The sequence below is a fragment of the Stenotrophomonas nitritireducens genome, assembly GCF_001431425.1.
GTDB lineage: Bacteria > Pseudomonadota > Gammaproteobacteria > Xanthomonadales > Xanthomonadaceae > Stenotrophomonas > Stenotrophomonas nitritireducens.
The window spans coordinates 1-1,039 of the sequence record NZ_LDJG01000074.1 but is presented as its reverse complement, the minus strand read 5'-3'; the positions used below and the strand labels follow the sequence as shown (position 1 = coordinate 1,039).

The following is a 1,039-nucleotide window of genomic DNA, read 5'->3' as shown; positions in this document are numbered from 1 at the left end:
CCCAGCCCGGCGGCGAAATGGCCGCCGCTCCGGCCCACGGATTCGATCAGGTAATCGCGCAGTTCGCCGGCGACCGCGGGCAGTTCGGTTTCATCGAATGCGCGCAGGTCGTGCGGGGTCTGGATGCGCGACAGGCGCGGGTAGCGGACGGAGTCGATCATTTTCTTCGTATTTCAGCCGAACCGGTATTTTCGCCCCCATTCCGGGGTGGGGCAAGCAAACCGCCGGTTGCGTGAGCGGCCGATGAGGATTCCGGGCAAGGGAACGGGGGCATGGTTCAGCTTGCGGCACCAACGACTCCGCCGGAAGCCCGTTTCCCGTGCATCGCGCCTGCGCCAAGACATCCTCCCGTCGCGTGGGCCAGGCGCCGCGCCGCACTGTTTTTTCGGCAGTCGTGCCTTCAGGAATGCGCGCTCGCCGGCGAGGGTGAATGGGCGCGCTTGCGATCTTCCAGTGACGCACCACGCGTCGATGTGCGCCGGTGGGTTGCGCGTGGGCCGGGCATGCGCCAGGCGGTATTGCGCGGAATCAGGCGCTGCGCCGCAACGCCTTCTTCGGCAGCTGCGCCTTCAGGAAGGCCATCTGGTCGGCGAGGATGTTGCGGTTGGACAGGATCAGGTGTTCGATCCAGCTCGGCCGGTAGGGTACGGCCAGCAGCGGCATGTTGGCCTGCTGCGGGGTGCGGTTGCTCTTGCGCGAATTGCACTGGAAGCAGGCGCTGACCACGTTTTCCCAGATGTCACGGCCGCCCTTGGACAGCGGCATCACGTGGTCGCGGGTCAGGTGCGGGCGGCTGAACTGCTGGCCGCAGTACAGGCACAGCTGCGCGTCGCGGGCGAACAGCGCGGTATTGGTGAGGTTGGGCGTGGGGTCGAGGGCGCGCGAGCGGGCGTGGCCGCGCGAAGCGATGATCGGGTGCAGGTCCAGGCCGCTGCGCAGTCCGCTGGCGCGGTTGATGGCGCCGTGCACGTGCAGGCAGGGATCGCCCAGGGTCCAGGCCACCGCGCCGCGCGCGTAGAGGCAGGAGGCCTCCTGCCAG

2 protein-coding genes are annotated in these 1,039 nt (G+C 68.3%); both read right to left on the bottom strand.

Going from position 1 to position 1,039, the window contains the following annotated elements; genetic code table 11:
• On the bottom strand, positions 1-161 hold a 161-nt coding region (locus ABB22_RS17985; RefSeq protein WP_152984261.1), incomplete at its 3' end, for a 1-deoxy-D-xylulose-5-phosphate synthase N-terminal domain-containing protein.
• Positions 162-528: 367 nt separating this feature from the next.
• Positions 529-1,039, bottom strand: a 511-nt coding sequence (locus ABB22_RS17475; RefSeq protein ID WP_057505454.1) for an HNH endonuclease, incomplete at its 5' end; no start/stop codon positions are given.